The sequence below is a fragment of the Parviterribacter multiflagellatus genome, assembly GCF_056863265.1.
Genome location: NZ_JBXPIZ010000003.1, coordinates 57,845 through 74,018, shown reverse-complemented (window position 1 = coordinate 74,018; position 16,174 = coordinate 57,845). Strand labels below are relative to the sequence as shown.

The window sequence follows — 16,174 nt, the reverse complement described above, 5'->3', positions numbered from 1 at the left end:
GCGCCTACCGCGTCGCCGCCCGCGCGCGGACCGCCCGCGCGGCGATGCTCGACGGCCGCACCTCGATGACGCCCGCCAGCGCGGCGTCCTCGGACGAGCCGCCGACGTACACCGGCACCCGCCCGCTCGGCGTGACCCAGTGCTGCGCGCCGGTGTCCCAGTAGGACAGCTCGCGCCGCGGCACGGTGATCGTCACCTCGCGCCGCTCGCCCGGCGCCAGCGCGACCTTCGCCCAGCCGACGAGCTTGCGATCCGGCGTCGCCACGCTGCGCTCCGGCAGCCGGCCGATGTAGGCCTGCGCCACCTCCGCGCCCGGCACGTCGCCGACGTTGCGCAGGCGGAACGTCAGGGCGATGTCGCCCTGCGGGTCGAGCCGGTCCGCCACCCGCAGCCGCCGGTAGCGGAACTCCGTGTAGGAGAGCCCGTGCCCGAACGCGTACTGCGGCTGGAGGTTCCGCTCGCGGAACCCGCGGTACCCGACGAAGATGTCCTCCGAGTGCGCGGCCACCCCGCCGACGCCCGGGAACTGCTCCGGCGTGTTGACCGGCTGGCGCTGCTCGTCGACCGGGATCGTCGCGACGAGCTTGCCGGACGGGTTGACCGCCCCGAACAGGACGTCCGCGATCGCGTTGCCCTGCTCCTGCCCCGGGTACCAGGCCTGGAGGATCGCCGGGACGTCCTCCTCCCAGGTCGCGGTCTTGGACGGCGCGCCCGTCTCGACCACGACGACCGTGTTGGGGTTCGCCCGCGAGACCCGCCGGATCAGCTGGTCCTGCTCACGCGGCAGGTCGAGGTGCGGCCGGTCGCCGCCCTCGGTCTCGTAGTCGCGCACGACGACGACCGCCGCGTCCGCGTTCCGCGCCTCGGCCACGGCGTCGCGCATCATCGGCGACAGGACGTCCTCGGCGTGCTCCCACGTGAAGCGCACCTGGCCACCCTGGTACTGGTTCGGCGCCTCGGCGGCGTACTCGATCCGCACCGTGTGCGGCTCGCCCGCCGTCAGCTCGCGCGTGAACCGCTCGGTCGACAGCGCGCCGGTGTGCGTCGCGACGAGCTCGCCGTCGAACCACAGCCGCGCGTCCCCGCGGGCGGTCAGGCCCAGCGTGTAGCTCGCCGTCTGCGGCGCGGTGAACGTGCCGCTCCAGCGGGCCGACAGGTCGCCCAGCAGCGCGAAGTTGCCGACCGGCGTCCGCGCCTTCGGCGACGCGGCGTTGAACCCCGGGAAGTTCGTGAAGCCGAAGTTCACGTTGACCGTCGGATCGACCTGCGCCAGCGCGGGCGCGCCCGAGAACGTCGTGTTCGGGAAGTACTCCGCCCGCAGACCCCGCTCACCGGGGGCGCCGTCGGTCGGCCGCAAGGTCGAGGACGGGACGGGCGCCGGCCCCGGGAGCAGGTCGCCCTCGGAGATGCCGTCCACGCCCTGCGCGTACCGCACCGCGATCCGCGACCCCGCCCGTGCGCGGATGCCCTCGAGCGGGCTGACCGCGTACGTCGGGCGCACGACCGAGGAGCCGCCGCCGGTGGCCGACGCGTTGTCGGCGTCCGGCCCGATCACGGCCAGCGACCGCAGCCGCCGGCTCGGCTCCAGCGGCAGCGTGTTGCGCCGGTTCTTGAGCAGCACCATCCCTGCCGACGCGACCTCGCGCGCGAGCTGCCCGTGGGCGCGCTCGTCGAAGCCCGTCGTCGTCGGCCGGTTCTCGAACAGCCCGAGCCCGACCATCGGCCGCAGGATGCGGCGCGCCATGTCGTCGAGCCGCGCCTGCGGGACCTCGCCGGCCTCGACCGCGGCGAGCAGCCGCTCGCCGAAGTTCGCCGACCCCGGCCCCTGGTCGCCCGGCTGCTCCTGGTCCAGGCCGTTGAGCGCGGCCCGCACGGTGCTGGGCGTCGCGTTGTAGTCGCTCATGACGAAGCCGCGGAAGCCGTAGTCGCCCTTCAGCAGCGTGTTCATCAGCGGGTGCTCGCACGCGAACACCGTGTTGACCTTGTTGAACGCGCACATCGCGGCGCCGGGCCGCGCCTCGCGGATGCCGATCTCGAACGGCTTGCCGTAGATCTCGCGCAGCGCCCGGTCGCTCACCCGCGCGTCGATGGTGAACCGCTCGGTCTCCTGGTCGTAGACCACGAAGTGCTTGATCGTCGCCATCACCGGGCGGCTCTGCACCCCCTGGATGAGCGCGGCGGCGGCGCGGCCGTTGAGCAGCGGGTCCTCCCCGAACCCCTCGAACGCGCGGCCCCACTGCGCGGTGCGCGCGATGTCGACCGACGGCGCGAGCCACGTGTTGTGGCCTGTCGCGTGCGCCTCGTCGCCGACCATCTGGCCGACCCGCCGCAGCAGGTCGGTGTCCCAGGTGGCGCCGAGCGCGGTGCCAGACGGGAGCTGCGTCGCGCGCTGGCCGTTCACCGCCGGGTTGGCGACGCGCACGCCCACCGGCCCGTCCGCCATCGTGAGCGCCGGGATGTCCAGCCGCTCGATCGGGTTGTTGTAGAACCCGTAGAGGTTGTTGATCCGGCCTGTCGCCAGGTCGATCTTCTCCTCGGTCGTCAGCTGCTCGAGCAGCTGTGTCACCCGTGCCTCCACGGCGGGCGACTCGTCCCACGGCTGCTGCGCGGCCGCAGGCGGCGGCGCGGCGAGCGCGAGCACGGCGGCGCTCCAGGCGCACGCGTGAGCGACGCCCTTCGGCGTGATGCCCCTCATGACCCTCCCTACCTCTCTGGCCACCGCGAACGCATCGCGGCGGCGACCCCTACCTCAGAGGCGGAGGCTCCCACCGGCGTGACCACCCGGCGACGCCCACCGTTGGAACCCCACCGCCGGTGCGAGGACGTGGCGCGCTAGCCGCTCTCGACCGGCCAGCCCTCGCGCCGCCACAGCGGCACGCCGCCGTCGACGACGTGGATGACGTCGTCGGCGCCGAGGCGCTGGAGCAGGCTGGCGCCGACGGCCGAGCGCTGGCCCGAGCCGCAGATGACCGCGATCGGCCGATCGGGGTCGAGCGCGGCCGGGATGCCGTCGAGGTCGTGGTAGGGCTCGAAGACCGAGCCGGGGATGTGGCCGGCGTCCCACTCCGAGCGCTCGCGCACGTCGAGGATCTGCAGGCCGTCGCGGCCGCCGTCCCACCGCCGGTGCAGCTCGGGGACGGTCATGCGCGGGATGTGGTCGACGGGCAGACGCTCCTCCCGCCACGACGTCATCCCGCCGTGCAGGTAGCCGGCGAGGTTCGTGAGCCCGACGGCCGCCGCGAGCGTCGCGGCCTCCAGCGCGTCCTCGTCGTCGCGCCCGACGAGGACGATCGGCTGCTCGGGGCGGGCGAGCCACGCCAGCTTGGAGCCGAAGCCCGCGCGCCGCGCCGTGATGCACACCGCGCCGGGGATGTGCGCCTCGTCGAACTGCAGCTCGGTGCGCGTGTCGACGACGAGCGCGCCGTCGGCCAGCGCCTGCTGGACCTGGCGCGGGGCGAGCGGGTGCGCGTCGGCCGAGTCGCGCACGAGCGGCCCCCGGTTGAGTGCGACGATGTTGCGGAAGTTCGGCGGCTGCGGCCCGAGCGTCGCGGTCGTGCGCGCGACGAACTCGTCCTCGTCGTCGACCTGCAGCAGCGGCTGGCCCGCGCGCTCGAACCCGATCGTCGAGCTGACCTTCAGGTCCATCCCCGGGCCGCCGCACAGCGAGCCGCCCAGGTGGCCGGGCCACACCTCGGTCGTGTCGGGGAGCGTGAGCAGCGCTCCGCCGAGCGAGCGGAAGATCCCGCGCGCGCCCTCCTCCTTGTCGACCGCCAGGTCGGGCCGCGCGATGTCGCCGACGAAGAGCGAGTCGCCGGTGAGCACCGCCCACGGCGTCTGGGAGCGGCCGGTGTCGATCAGCGCGAAGGCCGTGTGCTCGGGGCGATGGCCGGGGGTGTGGATCGCGCGCACGCGCAGCGCGCCGAGCGCGAGCTCCCACCCGTCGTCGAACGGCTCGTGCTCGTAGTCCGGCGCGGCGTCGCGGTGGATGTGGATCGTCGCGCCGGTCGCCGCGACGAGCCGGCCGTGGCCCGAGACGTGGTCGGCGTGGTTGTGCGTCTCCAGGACGTGCTCGATGCGGACGCCGAGGTAGCGCGCGAGGCGCAGGTACTCGTCGATGTCGAGCCGCGGGTCGACGACTGCCGCCACCCCCGCGTCCTCGTCGCCGATGAGGTACGACGCGCACCCGAGGTCGTCGTGGGTGATCTGGCGGAAGATCATGCTCCGACGATCGCAGCCTCAGCGCCCGTGTGCCACCCTGCGGCCGTGAGTTCCTGGATCCGCTCCGCCCTCCTGGCGACGATGCTGCTCGTGTCGGCGGCGCCGTCCTCCGCAGCCGCGGGCGAGCCGCTCCCCGCGCTGGACGAGCGCGTCCCGACCGGGCCGCAGACGCTCGCGACGACGCTGCGGGAGACGTCCGCGCGGCTCGCGGACGAGGTCGACGCGTGGCGCCGCGCGGAGAACGCCGGCACGACCGCGCCGCCGCTCGCCGTGACGCGGCTCGCCACGTACGAGGCGCGCATCGTCGCGGCGCTCGCGGCCCGGCCGCGGACCAGCGGCGCGGTGCTCGACCGCCTCCCGCGCGCGCTGGCCTCCCGCATCGCGCCCGAGGTGCGGGCGCTGCGCGACCTGCGCCGCCTCCACGCGATCTCCCACCGCCGGCCCGGCCCGCCGCCGAAGCTCCGCCTCGGCGAGCCCGAGCCGGCGGCGACGCTGCTGCGCCACTACCGCGACGCGCAGCGCCGGTTCGGCGTCGGCTGGCACGTGCTGGCGGCGGTCAACTACGTCGAGTCGCGGTTCGGGCGGCTGCGCAACGCGTCGATCTCCGGCGCGCGCGGGCCGATGCAGTTCATGCCTGCGACGTGGCGCCAGTACGGGCTCGGCGGCGACGTCCGCGACCCGCGCGACGCGATCATGGGCGCGGCGAACTACCTGCGCGCGTCGGGCGCGCCGGACTACCGCCGCGCGCTCTACGCGTACAACCCGTCGGACCTCTACGTCCGCACCGTCCGCCTCTACGCGCGCCGGATCGCGAGCGACCCGCGCGGCTACCTCGCGCTCTACGCGCGCGAGGTCGTCCGCGACTAGGCCGCGGCCACGCCCAGCACGCCGGCGAGCGTCAGCCCGATGCCGGCGAGCTGCCCGCGCGAGATGCGCTCCATGAGCACCACGCGCGCGGCCACGACCGTCACCACCGGGTCGGCCGACGAGATCACCGCCACCAGCGCGACGTCGGCACCGGCCATCGCGGCGGTCAGCGCGAGATCGCCGATGCTGAGGGCGGCGCCGACGCCGAGGAGCCCGCGCCACGCGTCGCGGCCCGGCAGAGCGGGGTGCGTCGCGCGGTCGCGGACGACGACGGGGAGCGCGGCGAGCGCCGACCCGACCGTGACCAGCCCGGCGATCCACAGCGGGTGCGCTGCCTCGCCGCCGACGGCGACGTCGACCGACACGAAGTAGCCGCCGAACGCGACGGCCGCGGCGACGGCGAGCAGCACCGCGAAGGCGGGGGTGTGCGCGCCGTCCCGGTCGGACGCGCGGCCGAGCATCGTGACGCCGACGACGAGCACGAGCGTCGCGGCGATGCCGAGCACGGCGGCCCGCTCGCCCGACGCGACTCCGACGGTGACCGGCAGCAGCACGCCGCCGGCGGCGATCGGGGCCAGGACGCTGGCCGGCCCGCGGGCAAGGGCGGCGTAGTACGCGATCACCCCGGCGCCGGCGACCAGGCCGGCGCCGACCGCGAGCAGGGAGGGACCGATCGCGGGCGGGCCGGCCACGAGCACCGCGGCGCCGAGCAGCACGACCGTGGCGACGACGTGCGCCCAGAAGGCGATCACCGCGGGCCCGACGCGCCGCACGATCGCGGCGGTGGTGACGTCGCTGGTCGCGTACCCGAAGGCCGCGACGGCAGCCAGCGCTTCGCTCATCCGACTCAGCTCCCCTCGTCGTCTACGAACCATCATACCAAGTTTGATGGTTACTCATGCACCGTCGCCGTAGGGTTCACGCCGTGCGCATCGCGACGTGGAACGTGAACTCGGCCAAGCAGCGCGTGCCCCGGCTGCTCCCCTGGCTGGACGAGCGGCGGCCGGACGTCGTCGCCCTCCAGGAGACGAAGCTCACCGACGACGCGTTCGACGCGCTCCTGCGCGAGCCGCTGGCCGAGCGCGGCTACGAGGTCGCCGCGTACGGCGAGGGCGCGTGGAACGGCGTGGCGATCCTCTCGCGCGTCGGCCTGGAGGACGTCGCGCGCGGGCTCGGCGACGACGCGCCCGGGTTCCCCCACCCCGAGGCGCGCGCGGTGGCCGCGACGTGCGGCGGGCTGCGGATCGTGTCGGTGTACGTCCCGAACGGCCGCGCGGTCGACTCCGACCACTACGCGTACAAGCTGGAGTGGCTGCGGGCGCTGAAGCGGACGGTGGAGAGCGGCGACCCGGCGACCACCGTCGTGCTCGGCGACATCAACATCGCGCCGGCCGACGCGGACGTGTTCGACCCCGAGCAGTACGAGGGCCACACGCACGTGACGCCGGCCGAGCGCGCGGCCCTGGCGGACGTCCAGTCGGCCGGGCTGCACGACGTCGTCCGCGACCGGTGGCCCGACGAGGAGCGCCTGTTCACCTACTGGGACTACCGCGCCGGCATGTTCCACCAGGACCTGGGGATGCGGATCGACCTCATCCTCGCCGGTGACGCGGTGGCGTCGCGGGTCGAGGCGGCGTGGGTCGACCGCAAGGCGCGCAAGGGCAAGGGCCCGAGCGACCACGCGCCGGTGATCGTGGACCTCGACGAGGCGCCCGACGGCGACATCGGCCCGGTCGTGCCGCCGGCCTCCTCCCCCGCGCCGCTCAAGGGCGCGAAGAAGCTCCCGCAGGGCCCGCCCGGCGAGTCGGGCGACGCCGGCTAGTCCTTCTTGCGGTCCGTGTCCCGGGAGGGCTGCACGCGCTTGGGCTCGCCCGGCATCTTGGGGTAGTCGGGCGGGTACGGCATGTCGCCCTGCTCGTCGGCCTCGTACAGCTCCAGCAGCGGCTCCAGCGAGTGGTGCACGTCGTCGATCGCCGCGTGCAGGTCGCCGCGCTCGGCGAACCGCGCCGGCACCGTCGTCACGTTGAACGTCTCCGGCTGGATCTCCGGCAGCTCGTCCCACTCCACCGGCGTCGAGACCGGCGCGCCCGGCTTGGGGCGGATCGAGTAGGCCGACGCGATCGTGCGGTCGCGGGCGTTCTGGTTGTAGTCGACGAAGATGCGCTCGCCGCGCTCCTCCTTCCACCACTTGGTCGTCACCTCGCCGGGCAGCCGCCGCTCGAGCTCGCGCCCGAACGCGATCGCCGCGTGGCGCACGTCGGTGAACGTCCACCTGGGCTCGATCCGCACGTAGATGTGGATGCCGCGCCCGCCCGACGTCTTGGGGAAGCCGACGTAGCCGAGGTCGGCGAGCAGCTCCCGCGCGGTGCCCGCCACGCGCACCGCGTCGGCGAAGTCGGTGCCGGGCTGGGGGTCGAGGTCGATGCGCAGCTCGTCCGGGTGGTCGACGTCGGCGCGGCGGACCGGCCATGGGTGGAAGGTGATCGTGCCCATGTGCGCGCACCACGCGATCACGGCCAGCTCGGTCGGGCAGATCTCGTCGGCGAACCGCCCGGAGGGGAACGCGATGCGCGCGGTCTCCAGGTAGTCCGGCGCGCCCTTGGGCACGCGCTTCTGGAAGAACGCGTCGCCGCCGCCCCGCTCGCGCGTCGACACGACGATGTTCTCGTTGACGCCCTTCGGCCACCGCTCGAGCGTCGTGGGCCGCTCGCGCAGCGCGCGCAGGATGCCGTCGCCGACGGCGACGTAGTACTCGGCGACCTGCAGCTTCGTGATGTCGGGCGTGCGGTCGGTGGCGGGGAAGATCACCCGGTCGGGGCTCGACACGCGCACCTCGCGCCCGCCGGCGTCGACGAAGGCCTCGGACGGGCTCATGCCCGTCACTTCTACACCGCGGGCCGGGAGCCTTCCTCCCGGCCCGCCGCGCGCAGGACTAGAAGGCCGGGAGTACGGCCCCCTGGTACTTCTCCTCGATGAACTGCTTGACCTCGGGCGAGGTGAGCAGCTCGGCGAGCTTCTTGACCCGGGGGTCGTCCTTGCCCTTGCCGAGCGTCACGAGGAGGTTGGCGTTCGGGTTGCCCTTGGCCTCCTCCAGCGCGAGCGCGTCCTGCGCGGGCTTCAGGTCGTTCTCCAGCGCGTAGTTGCCGTTGATGACCGCGAGGTCGACGTCGTCGAGCGCGCGCGCCGTCTGGGCCGCGTCGACCTCCTCGAACTCCAGGTTCTTCGGGTTGTCGGCGATGTCGCGGACGGTCGCGTTCTCGGTCGCGCCGTCCTTCAGCGTGATGAGCTGGTTGGCGACCAGGAGCTGGAGCGCGCGGTTCTCGTTCGTCGCGTCGTTGGGGATCGCGACCTTCGCGTCGTTCGGGACCTTGGCGAGGTCGTCGTGCTTGCGCGAGTAGATGCCGAGCGGCTCGATGTGCACGCCGACGATGCTCACGAGGTCGATGCCGCGGGCCTTCGCCTGGTCCTTCAGGTAGGCCGGCGTCTGGAAGTAGTTGGCGTCCAGCTGGCCGTCGTTGAGCGCGGTGTTCGGCAGGACGTAGTCGGAGAACTCCTTCACCTCGAGCTTCAGGCCGGCCTTGGGCGCGAGGTCCTTGGCGATGAAGTTGAGGATCTCGGCGTGCGGGACCGGCGAGACGCCGACGCGCAGCGGCTCGTCGGACGAGGCGTTCGCGCCGGTGGCGCCGGCGGAGGAGTCGGAGTCATCGTCCCCGCAGGCGGCGGCGAAGAGGGCGAGCGGGACGAGGGTCAGGAGGAGCAGCGCGATGCGTCGCATCGGGACCTTTCTTGGTGTGGGGACTACTGGTGGGAGAGGCGCCGGGACAGCCGGTCGCCCACGAACTGCAGGACCTGGACCACCACCACGAGGACCACCACGACCGCGACGGTGACGTCCGTCTCGTATCGCTGGTAGCCGTAGCGGATGGCCACGTCACCGAGTCCGCCACCGCCGACGGCGCCAGCCATGGCCGAGTAGCCGATGACGCCGATGGTGGTGATCGTCACGCCGCTGACCAACGACGCGACCGCTTCGGGGATCAGGACCTTCGTGACGACCTGCGGGCGGGTCGCGCCGGCCGCGAGCGCGGCCTCCACGAGCCCGACCGGCACCTCGCGCAGGGAGGTCTCCACGATCCGTGCGAAGAACGGGATGGTCGCGACGGCGAGCGGCACGATGGCCGCCGTGGTGCCGATCGTCGTGCCGACGATCGCCCGCGTGAACGGGATGATCGCGACCAAGAGGATGATGAAGGGGATCGAGCGCCCGACGTTCACGACGAACGCGAGCACCTGGTTGACGACGGGCTGCTGGAGCGGCTGGCCCTTGTCGGTGAGCAGGAGGAGCACGCCGAGCAGCAGCCCGAGCGGCACGGTGACGAGCATCGCGACGCCGACCATCGTCAGCGTCTCGAGCGTCGCCTGCCAGACGAGGTCGACGGTCTCGTCGTTCACGCCGCCACCGCCTCGGGGTGCGCGCCGGCGGCCGCCAGCGCGTCGCGCGTGCGGGCCCGTGCGGCGTCGTCGCCCCGCAGCTCCACGCGCAGGCGCGCGACCGGCCGCCCGCCGACCGTCTCGTACGACGCGGCGACGACGCGCGCGGTGACGCCGTCGACCTCGAGCGCGTCGTGGACCGGGCTGCCCTGCGCGCCGCGCGGGTCGATCGCCGCGCGCGCGAGGTCGTCGACCGCGACGACGTCGAGCAGCTCCTGCGCCACGTCCTCGTCCGCGTGCGGCGGCAGGCTCGGGAGCAGCAGCCGGCCGAGCGGCGAGCGCGGGCGGCCGACGACGTCGCCGAGCGGTCCGCCGTCCTCCACCCGCCCGCCGCGCAGGAGCACCGCCGAGTCGCAGATGCGCTGCACGACCGACAGCTGGTGGGTGATGAGGAGGATCGTCAGCCCGAGCCGCGCGTTGAGGTCGCGCAGCAGGTCGAGGATCTGCGCCGTGGTGTCGTCGTCGAGCGCCGAGGTCGCCTCGTCGGAGAGCAGCACCGACGGCTCGCCGGCCAGCGCGCGGGCGATCCCGACGCGCTGCTTCTGGCCGCCCGACAGCTGGGCCGGGTAGGCGCCGGCCGCGTCGCCGAGCCCGACCAGGTCGAGCAGCTCCTGCGCGCGCCGCTGGCGCTCGGCGCGCCCCGTGCCCGCGACCTCCAGCGGCAGGGCGACGTTGGCCGCCGCGGTCCGCGAGCTCAGCAGGTTGAAGTGCTGGAAGATCATCCCGATCTTGCGCCGCCGCGCCCGCAGCGCCGCGGCCTTGGCGGGGAGCGGCTCCCCCTCGACGACGACCTCGCCGCTGGTGGGCCGCTCCAGCCCGTTGACCAGGCGGATGAGCGTGCTCTTGCCGGCGCCGCTGTGGCCGAGCACGCCGAACACCTCGCCGCGTCGTACCGTGAGATCCACGTCGTCGAGCGCGCGCACCTCGCGCCCGCCGCGCGCGTAGACCTTCGTCACGCCGCGCAGCTCGACCGCCGCGCCGCCGCTCAGCTCGCGTGCGGTGTCATCGCGCTGACCAATCTCCGCAATTCCCATCTGAATTGCTCAAAATAGCGCGCCGCAGTGGCACCACTGCGCCCGGTGGGGCCACGCGCGCTACCGCTTGAAGCCGGCCATCTGCCGCTGCACGACGGCGTAGGCCGGGCGCGCGCTGCCGTCGCGCCGGACGAGGCCGGAGTCGAAGCGGCCGGCGCAGTCGTCGCTGGTGAAGTTGTAGACGTAGAGGCGGCGCACGTCGGCCGCGAAGCGGCGGGTGAGGGTGAACATGAAGTCGACCGCGCGCGCCTGCCGCTCCTCCGCGGCCTGCGGGCGGCGCGGGTCGCAGGGGAACGACGTGCCGAACTTCGCCACCCCGCCGGTCTCCGTCAGCCAGAACTGCGCCCTGCGGTTCTGCGCCTTGACCGTGTCGATGATGAGCCGCGTCCCGCTGTCGCGACCGCGGTTGGTGTCCGAGTAGTTGTGGATGCCGACGAACTTGGCCAGCGAGCGGCGCCGGCCGAGCGCCGCGTAGAAGCGCTGGACGTAGCGGTCGACGCCCTTCTGGTCGAGCACGTCGAGGGCGAGGATCGTGCACCGCTTGCACATCTTGCGCAGCGCGAGGAAGTACTCCGCCGCGCGCCGCGGGCGGTTCCACGTCGGCTGCGAGGCGTGGTTGGCCTCGTTCATCGCGCCCCAGGTGCGCACGCCGAGCGGCCGGTAGCGGGCGATCAGCGCGCCGACCTTCGCGCGGTACTGCGCCATGGTCGGGAGCGGGGCCTGCTTGAGGTTCGTCAGGTCGCTGGACGAGACGTGCATCAGCACCTGCTGCTTCAGCGCGGCGGCGCGCTGCACCCAGGCGTCGGCGACGGCGAGCTCGCCCGGCCGGTCGATCGCGTCCCACTTGATGAAGTACCGGACCTTCTTGACCTGCAGGCCGGCGAAGAGCGGGCTGTCGAACATCGCGACGTTCTGGTCGCCGATGCCGACGGCGACGTTGGTCAGGCTCTGCGAGCTGGCGGTGGTGGTCGGGGCCGGCGCGCTCGGGTCGGGCAGGTCGGGCGAGGGCGCGGTCAGGTCGTCGGGGCTCGCGCCGCCGGTCTTCAACGGCGCGGTGCCGACCTCGACGGGCGCGGTGCTCTGCGCGGTCGCGGCGGCGGACGGGATCAGCAGGCAGGCGAGGGCGAGAGCGAGGAGGACGAGCGCACGCATCGTCGTTCGTCGTTCCGGGCCGAGCGCGCGGATCCTCCCCCTGGGCGGGTCGTGGCACGGCCGTCGCGCAGCTCGACGACGGCGTCGAAGCGGTCGAGGCCGGTGGGGTCGTGGGTGATGACGATCAGCGTGCGGCCCGCGGTGGCGCGCAGGACGTCGTCGAGGACGGCCCGCGCGGTGGCGGGGTCGAGCATCGCGGTCGGCTCGTCGAGGATGAGGACGGGCGCGTTGGAGAGCAGCGCGCGGGCGAGGCCGATGCGCTGACGCTGGCCGCCGGAGACCGCGATCCCGTCCTCCCCGACGAGCGTGTCGAGGCCGTGCGGGAGCCGTGCGAGCCACGTGCCCAAGCCGGCCTGGTGCAGCGCCGCGGCGACCTCGGCGTCGGTGGCGTCGGCGCGCCCGATGCGGACGTTGGCGGCGATCGTGCCCGCGAGCAGGTGCGCGTCCTGGCCGGAGAGCCGGATGCGCCGCCGCACCTCGGCGGCCGGGAGGTCGCGCAGGTCGGTCCCGCCGAGCGTGATCGCGCCCTCGTCGGGGTCGGCGAGCCGCGCGAGGAGGTCGGCCAGCGTCGACTTCCCCGCCCCCGACGGCCCGGTGATCGCGACGCGCGCGCCGGGGGCGACGGTGAGGTCGAGGCGGTCGAGCACGACCGGCGTCCCCGGCCCGCCGGGGCGGTGGGTGACGCCGCGCACGCGCAGCTCCTCCGCCGCCGGCGTCCCTCCGCGCGAGGAGGGGTGCCGTGGGTCGTCGAGGAGCGGCGGCCCGGCGGTCGCCTCCTCCAGCCGGGTGGCGGCGGCGCGCACGGCGGTGTGGCGGAGGGCGGCCTCCGGCAGCGCGCCGGGGGCCTCGAACGCGCCCGCGGCGAGCAGGACGAGCGCCCCGAGCCACACCGGCGCGAGGTCGCCGGCCGCCGCGGCGTCGGCGCCGAGGACGAGGACAGAGAGGAGCGTCGCGCCGGCGGTGAGCGCGGAGGCAGACGCGCCGAGGGCGGCGGCGCGCGCCTGGCCGCGGTCGACGCGCGCGAGAGCGCGGCCGGCGCGGTCGAGCCGGGCGAGGCGGTCCGGGCCGCGGCCGGCGACGGCGAGCGGCGCGCCCAGCTCGAGCGCCTCCGCCAGCTCCCCCGCGAACCGCGCCCGGGCCGGCCCCTGGCGGAGCGTCACGCGGCGGGCGAGCGCGTGGGTGGCGGCGGGCACGGCGACGACCGCGATGGCCAGGCCGCCGGCCAGCACGAGCCCGGCGACGGGGAGGATCACCAGCCCCGCCGCGACGACGCCGGCCGACGCCACGCCCGCGACCGCCGCCGGAAGCACCACGCGCAGCTCGCGGTGCTGGAGCTCGTCGACGTCGCTCGTGAAGCGCGTGAGGAGGTCGGACGTGCCCGGCAGGCCCGGCCGCCCGACCCGCGCGGCCAGCCGCGCGAAGAACGCGACCCGCACCTCCGCCAGCCGCCGCAGCGCCGCGTCGTGGGCGGCGAGCCGCTCGTAGTAGCGCGCGATCGCCCGCGTCAGCCCGAGCGCCCGCACGACGACGATCGCCGCCAGCAGCGCGAGCACCGGCGGCTGCTCGGCCGCGCGCGTCACCAGCCACCCGCTCGTCGCGAGCACCGCGAGCCCCGCCAGCGACCCGAGCACCCCGAGCCCGGCCGCCGCGCCGAGCCCCCACCGGCGCCCGCGCGCCGCCGCCGGCGCGGGCGCGTCTCCGGCGGCGATCGACGGATCTGTTGCGGTATGCGCAACAGATCCGTCGATCGTCTCGGCGGGTCGGAGATGGAGGACCGTGTGGCAGGCCGCGGCAAGGTCCGGATCGTGGGTCGCGACGACGAGCGTGCGGCCCTGCGCCGCCTCGAGGATCCCCTCCGTCACGCGGCGGGCGGCGTCGGCGTCGAGGTGGGCGGTCGGCTCGTCGAGCAGGAGGAGCGGCGTGTCCGCGGCGAGCGCGGCCGCCAGCGCGAGGCGCTGCTGCTGGCCGCGGGAGAGCGGGCGGCCGCCGGCGCCGACCGGCGTGCCGAGCCCGTCGGCGAGGCTCGCGACGACCCCGTCCGCGTCGGCCTGGCGCAGCGCGCGGGCCAGCCGCTCGTCGCTCGCGTCCGGGGCGTGGAGGCGCAGCGCCTCGCCGAGCGTGCCGGCGGGGAGGAGCGGGCGCTGGTCGAGCCACGTGACGCGCTCCCACCACGCGTCCCGCGCGACGTCGGCCAGCGCGCGGCCGCCGACCGTCACTGTTCCCCGGTCGGGGTCCTGCGCCCGCGCGAGCACGCGCAGGAGCGTCGACTTGCCGACGCCCGACGGCCCGACGAGCGCGACGCTCGTCCCGGCGGGCACGTCGAGGTCGAGCGCGCGGAGCGGATCGGGCCGGCCGTGGCTCCCGCGCACCGTGACGCCGCGCAGCGCGAGGTCACCGGCGGGCACGGCCGCGGGGGCCGGCGCGACGTCCGCGAACGGCGCCGGCTCGTCGAGGAACGCGAGCAGGCGCCGCACCGCGTGCGCGCCGTCCTCCGCCGCGTGGAACCGCGCGCCGGCCGCGCGCAGCGGCGCGTACACCTCGGGCGCCAGCAGCAGGACGAACAGGCCGGTGGACAGGTCGGTGTGCCCCTCCGCGAGCTGCACGCCGATCACCGCGGCGGCGATCGCGGTGCCGAGCATCGCCAGCAGCTCCAGGACGAGCGCGCTGAGGAACGCGACCCGCAGCGCCGCGAGCGACTCGTCGCGGTACCGCTCCCCCACCGCGCGCAGCGCCTCGGCCTGCGCCTGCTCGCGCCCGTGCGCGCGGAGCGTCGGCAGCCCGCGGACGACCTCGAGGAAGTGCGCGCCGAGCACGGCGAGCGCGCGCTGGCGCTCGCGCGCGTGGTCGGCGGAGCGCTGCCCGACGAGCACCATGAACACGACGACGATCGGGAGCGTGACCCCGAGCAGCGCGCCGACGACCGGCTCGCGCGTCGCGATCACGCCGACGACGCCGAGCGGGACCGCCGCCGCGAGCGCCAGCTGCGGCACGGCCCGCGCGTAGTACTCGGCGAGCGCGTCGAGGCCCTGCGTCGCCGCGGTCGCCAGGTCGCCGCGACGGGCGCCGGTGAGGTCCGGCGCACGACCCGCGAGAGCACGCTGGGCGACCCGCGCGCGCAGCGTTCCCAGCGCGACTTCCGCGGCACGGCGGCCGAGCAGCTCGACCACGCCCGCGAGCAGCGCGCGCCCGGCGACGACCAGCGCCAGCGCGAGCACCGCGGAGCCCGCCGCCGCACGCCCGTCGAACGCGGCGGCGTCGACGACGCTCGCCACGACCCACGCCTGCACGACGAGCAGCGCCGCGGCGACGAGCCCCGCCGCGGACGCGCCCGCCAGCGCGAGCCGCGCCCGCGGCGCGACCGCGAGCAGGCGGCGGTGGACGGCGCGCGGGTCGTCGCTCATCGCAGCTCCTGCAGCGCCCGCCGCGCGAGCCGGCCGAGGCCGCCGTACGCGAACGTCTGGGCCGCGAGGATCGCCGGGAGCACCACCACGGCGACGACCGTCATCAGCGTGAGCGTGTAGTCGCCCGCCGCCTCGGCCCGGAGGTCGATCCCGCCCTCGCCCGCGATGGCGAACGGCCCGACCGCCGCGAGCAGCGCCAGCGGCACCAGCGCCGCCGCGACGCCGGCCGACCACAGCGCTGCGCGGGGCCGCGCGGCGCGCGCGGCGACCACCAGCGCGAGGAGCGCCGCGGCGATGACGGCGACGAGGACGACGGCGCCGGGCGTCAGCGCCGCCTCCGGCGCCGCGCCCGCGGCGAGCACCCCGCCCGCCGCCACCGCGACCACCGCCGCGACCGGCGCCGTGCGCCGCAGGACGATCGACGCGTTGGTCCCGGTATGCGGGACCGAGACGTCGATCGTGTCGGCGGGGAGCCGGTGCGCGAGGTAGGCCGCCCCCGCCGCGCGGCAGACGAGCGCGAGCGCGATGCCCGCGAGCAGCGTCCGCGGCGAGAGCACGTCCGCGCCGCCGGCGGCGAGCGAGCCGTCGACCGCCGCCGCCCACGCGACGCCCCAGCCGACCGCGGTCGCCCAGGCGGACGCGACGATCGCGCGCTCCCACCACCGCGCCGCGCGCTTCCCCGCATGGCCGACGAGCTCGATGCCGGCGTGGCGGACGATCAGCGCGACGAGGATCACGACGAGCGGCACGTACAGGCCGCTCGCCCACGCCGCGTACCACCCGGGGAACGCGCCGAAGGTGCCCGCGACCGCGATCACGAGCCAGACGTCGTTCGCCTGCCAGGTCGGGCCGATCGCGCGCAGCACCGCGGCGCGCCCCTCACCGTCGCCGCCGACACGGCGGACGAGCATCGACACGCCGAGGTCGGCGCCGCCGAACCCCAGGTACAGCGCCCACACGACGCCGAGCAGCAACGCCCACAGGGCGGGAAGGCCTTCGAGTCCGAACATG

12 protein-coding genes are annotated in these 16,174 nt (G+C 75.4%); 2 read left to right on the top strand and 10 right to left on the bottom strand.

The features are described 5' to 3' along the window. Positions 1-4: 4 nt before the first annotated feature. The gene (locus tag AC1UE5_RS07180; protein ID WP_482921608.1) at positions 5-2,695 is read right to left on the bottom strand and encodes a beta-glucosidase H; all 2,691 of its coding nucleotides are present in this window, start codon (positions 2,693-2,695) and stop codon (positions 5-7) included. Between the two features lie 137 nt (positions 2,696-2,832). Further along, positions 2,833-4,218, bottom strand: coding sequence for a rhodanese-like domain-containing protein (locus AC1UE5_RS07175; protein WP_482921606.1), 1,386 nt, complete (start codon positions 4,216-4,218; stop codon positions 2,833-2,835). Between the two features lie 45 nt (positions 4,219-4,263). On the opposite strand from AC1UE5_RS07175, the gene AC1UE5_RS07170 reads away from it, so the two are divergent. Beyond that, positions 4,264-5,085, top strand: a complete 822-nt coding sequence (locus AC1UE5_RS07170) for a lytic transglycosylase domain-containing protein (protein WP_482921604.1) — start codon at positions 4,264-4,266, stop codon at positions 5,083-5,085. Here AC1UE5_RS07170 and AC1UE5_RS07165 read toward each other — a convergent pair. Further along, positions 5,082-5,927, bottom strand: coding sequence for an EamA family transporter (locus AC1UE5_RS07165; RefSeq protein ID WP_482921602.1), 846 nt, complete (start codon positions 5,925-5,927; stop codon positions 5,082-5,084). The two genes, AC1UE5_RS07170 and AC1UE5_RS07165, sit on opposite strands and share 4 nt — an antisense overlap. Before the next feature lie 56 nt (positions 5,928-5,983). Here AC1UE5_RS07165 and AC1UE5_RS07160 point away from each other — a divergent pair, with 56 nt between their 5' ends. Further along, complete coding sequence (locus tag AC1UE5_RS07160) at positions 5,984-6,907, top strand: exodeoxyribonuclease III (protein ID WP_482921600.1); 924 nt, start codon at positions 5,984-5,986, stop codon at positions 6,905-6,907. Here the strand turns inward: AC1UE5_RS07160 and ligD are convergent. The 7 genes from ligD to AC1UE5_RS07125 are packed head-to-tail and all read right to left on the bottom strand — an operon-like array spanning position 6,904 to position 16,173. Continuing rightward, positions 6,904-7,959 carry a non-homologous end-joining DNA ligase gene (gene ligD / locus AC1UE5_RS07155; protein ID WP_482921598.1) on the bottom strand — a complete coding sequence of 352 codons (1,056 nt, stop codon included), beginning with the start codon at positions 7,957-7,959 and terminating at the stop codon, positions 6,904-6,906. The two genes, AC1UE5_RS07160 and ligD, sit on opposite strands and share 4 nt — an antisense overlap. 58 nt (positions 7,960-8,017) lie before the next feature. Further along, positions 8,018-8,860 (bottom strand): MetQ/NlpA family ABC transporter substrate-binding protein, encoded by an 843-nt coding sequence (locus AC1UE5_RS07150; protein ID WP_482921596.1) that lies wholly within the window; start codon positions 8,858-8,860, stop codon positions 8,018-8,020. Positions 8,861-8,883: 23 nt separating this feature from the next. Further along, positions 8,884-9,537 (bottom strand): methionine ABC transporter permease, encoded by a 654-nt coding sequence (locus tag AC1UE5_RS07145; protein ID WP_482921594.1) that lies wholly within the window; start codon positions 9,535-9,537, stop codon positions 8,884-8,886. Beyond that, entirely contained in the window at positions 9,534-10,610 is a 1,077-nt protein-coding gene (locus AC1UE5_RS07140) for a methionine ABC transporter ATP-binding protein (protein WP_482921592.1), read from the bottom strand. Before AC1UE5_RS07140 ends, AC1UE5_RS07145 begins: the two co-directional genes overlap by 4 nt. Before the next feature lie 60 nt (positions 10,611-10,670). Further along, on the bottom strand, positions 10,671-11,762 hold the full coding sequence (locus AC1UE5_RS07135; RefSeq protein WP_482921590.1) for a hypothetical protein: 1,092 nt from the start codon (positions 11,760-11,762) through the stop codon (positions 10,671-10,673). Further along, positions 11,717-15,163 (bottom strand): thiol reductant ABC exporter subunit CydD, encoded by a 3,447-nt coding sequence (cydD, locus tag AC1UE5_RS07130; RefSeq protein WP_482921588.1) that lies wholly within the window; start codon positions 15,161-15,163, stop codon positions 11,717-11,719. The genes AC1UE5_RS07135 and cydD overlap by 46 nt, the downstream gene beginning before the upstream one ends. Continuing rightward, positions 15,160-16,173 carry a cytochrome d ubiquinol oxidase subunit II gene (locus AC1UE5_RS07125; RefSeq protein WP_482921586.1) on the bottom strand — a complete coding sequence of 338 codons (1,014 nt, stop codon included), beginning with the start codon at positions 16,171-16,173 and terminating at the stop codon, positions 15,160-15,162. The genes cydD and AC1UE5_RS07125 overlap by 4 nt, the downstream gene beginning before the upstream one ends. Between the last annotated feature and the right edge of the window lies 1 nt (position 16,174).